The organism is Salibaculum griseiflavum (genome assembly GCF_003129565.1).
In the GTDB taxonomy this organism is placed as follows: Bacteria; Pseudomonadota; Alphaproteobacteria; order Rhodobacterales; family Rhodobacteraceae; genus Salibaculum; species Salibaculum griseiflavum.
In genome coordinates this window covers 1-2,817 of the sequence record NZ_QETF01000036.1, presented here as the reverse complement: position 1 = coordinate 2,817, position 2,817 = coordinate 1, and the positions used below count along the sequence as shown (strand labels likewise).

Annotated in this window: 2 protein-coding genes; both read right to left on the bottom strand. The window is 66.2% G+C overall.

Going from position 1 to position 2,817, the window contains the following annotated elements; genetic code table 11:
* Window positions 1–1,492: NAD(P)(+) transhydrogenase (Re/Si-specific) subunit beta (locus DFK10_RS16125; RefSeq protein ID WP_109390059.1), on the bottom strand; the 1,492-nt coding region annotated here is incomplete at its 3' end.
* A gap of 12 nt (window positions 1,493–1,504) precedes the next feature.
* Window positions 1,505–2,817, bottom strand: a 1,313-nt coding sequence (locus tag DFK10_RS16120) for a Re/Si-specific NAD(P)(+) transhydrogenase subunit alpha (RefSeq protein WP_109390058.1), incomplete at its 5' end; no start/stop codon positions are given.

The window sequence follows — 2,817 nt, the reverse complement described above, 5'->3', positions numbered from 1 at the left end:
CGATCAACCCGAGGAGTTTATCGAGGGATTGTTTTGCGTCGCCGTAGAACATGCGGGTGTTTTCCTTGAAGAAGAGGGGGTTTTCGATGCCGGAATACCCGGTGCCCTGGCCGCGTTTGGAGACGAAGACCTGTTTCGCCTTCCAGACCTCCAGCACCGGCATGCCGGCGATGGGGCTGTTGGGGTCGTCCTGGGCGGCCGGGTTCACGATGTCGTTCGAGCCGATCACGATGACCACGTCCGTGTCGGGGAAGTCCTCGTTGATCTCGTCCATCTCCAGCACGATGTCATAGGGCACCTTGGCCTCGGCCAGCAGCACGTTCATGTGCCCCGGCAGACGACCGGCGACGGGATGGATGGCAAAGCGCACCTCCTTGCCCTTGGCCCGCAGCTTCTTGGTCAGCTCGCTGACGGCATTCTGCGCCTGGGCCACCGCCATGCCGTAGCCCGGCACGATGATCACGCTGTCGGCCTCGTCCAGGGCCGCGGCCACGCCGTCGGCCTCGATCGCGACCTGTTCGCCCTCGACCGCCATCTGTTCGCCCGCCGGGCCGCCGAAGCCGCCCAGGATGACGCTGATGAAGGACCGGTTCATCGCCTTGCACATGATGTAGCTGAGGATCGCACCGGACGAGCCCACCAGCGCCCCCACCACGATCAAGAGGTCATTGCCGAGGCTGAAGCCGATCGCCGCCGCCGCCCAGCCGGAATAGCTGTTCAGCATGGACACGACCACCGGCATGTCCGCCCCGCCGATCCCCATGATCAGGTGATAGCCGATGAACAGCGCCAGAAGCGTCAGCAGCACCAGCGTCCAGGACCCCGCGCCGCCCAGGTAGAGACCCGCCAGCACGACCGAGCCGAGCGCCGCGGCGATGTTGAGCAGGTGCCCCCCCGGCAGCTTCCTGGCCGCCGAGTCCACCCGGCCCGCCAGCTTGCCATAGGCGATCACCGACCCGGTGAAGGTCACCGCGCCGATCCAGATCCCCAGCACCAGCTCGACCCGCAGGATGCCGATCTCGACACCCGATTTCTTGGCGATCAGCTGGCCGAAGGCCGACAGGCCCTCATGGACCTCCTTGGGCAGGCCGATGGCGCTGACGCCATCCGCGCCAACCGCGCCCATCACCTGGCCCGCCGCGGCATAGACCCCGGCCACGTGGTTGATCATCAGGTCCGCGTTGAACCCCACGAAGACCGCCGCCAGGCCCACCAGCGAATGCATGATCGCCACCAGTTCCGGCATCTGCGTCATCTCGACCCGCGTGGCCAGCTGGTAGCCCACCGCCGCGCCCCCCGCGATCAGCACCAGCGAGACCAGCCACAGACCCGAGCCGGGACCCACCAGCGTCGCAAGGACCGCAACCGCCATGCCCGCGATCCCGTACCAGACCGCGCGCTTGGCGCTCTCCTGCCCGGACAGGCCGCCAAGGCTCAGGATGAAGAGAATGCCCGCGACCACATAGGCCGCGATCGTGAATGCGTTTTCCATCTGCCTGCCCCCTTAGGATTTCTGGAACATGGCGAGCATCCGCCGTGTCACGAGGAAGCCGCCGAAGATGTTCACGGCGGCCATGAAGATGCCGAGCGCGGCAAGAACCGTGATCAGCCAGCTCGACGAGCCGACCTGGATCAGCGCGCCAAGGATGATGATCGACGAGATCGCGTTGGTCACCGCCATCAGCGGCGTGTGCAGCGAATGCGCCACACCCCAGATCACCTGGAAGCCCACGAACACCGCCAGGACGAAGACGATGAAGTGCTGCATGAAGCTGGCCGGCATCCCCGGGATCAGCCCGACCCCCAGGATCAGCGCCGCCCCCGCCGCCAGAAGCGTCACCTGCGTCCGGGTCTGCGCCTTGAACGCCGCGACCTCGGCCGCGCGCTTCTCCTCGGGTGTCGGCTCCTTCACCTCGGGCTTCTTCTGCGCCGCGATCGCCTGCACCTTGGGCGGTGGCGGCGGCCAGGTGATCTCGCCCTCGTGGGTTACCGTCGCCCCGCGGATCACGTCGTCTTCCATGTCATGCACGACCTGCCCGTCCTTGCCGGGCGTCAGGTCGGTCATCATGTGGCGGATGTTGGTCGCGTAGAGGTTCGAGCTCTGCGTCGCCATCCGGCTGGGGAAGTCCGTGTAGCCGATGATCGTCACGCCATTGTCGGTGACGACCTTCTCGTCCATCACCGTGCCTTCGACATTGCCGCCCTTCTCGGCGGCCAGGTCGACGATCACCGAGCCGGGCTTCATCGCCTTGACCATGTCCTCCAGCCACAGCTTGGGCGCCTCGCGGTTGGGGATCAGCGCGGTGGTGATCACGATGTCCACCTCCGGCGCCAGCTCGCGGAACTTCGCCAGCTGCGCCTCGCGGAATTCCGGAGAGGAAACAGAGGCATAGCCCCCCGTCGCCGCGCCGTCCTGCTGGTCCTCCTCGAAGTCCAGATAGACGAACTCCGCGCCCATGCTCTCGACCTGTTCGGCCACTTCGGGGCGCACGTCGAAGGCATAGGTCACAGCCCCAAGAGAGGTCGAGGCGCCAATGGCGGCCAGGCCCGCAACACCCGCGCCGACAACCAGAACCTTCGCCGGCGGCACCTTGCCCGCCGCCGTGATCTGGCCGGTGAAGAACCGCCCGAAATTGTTGCCCGCCTCGATCACCGCGCGGTAGCCCGCAACGTTCGCCATCGACGACAACGCATCCATCTTCTGCGCACGGCTGATCCGGGGAACCATCTCCATCGCGATAACACTCGCACCCTTCGACCGCGCCAGCTCCAAACCCTCCTCGTTCCCGCCAGGGTTGAAGAAGGAAATAAGGGTCT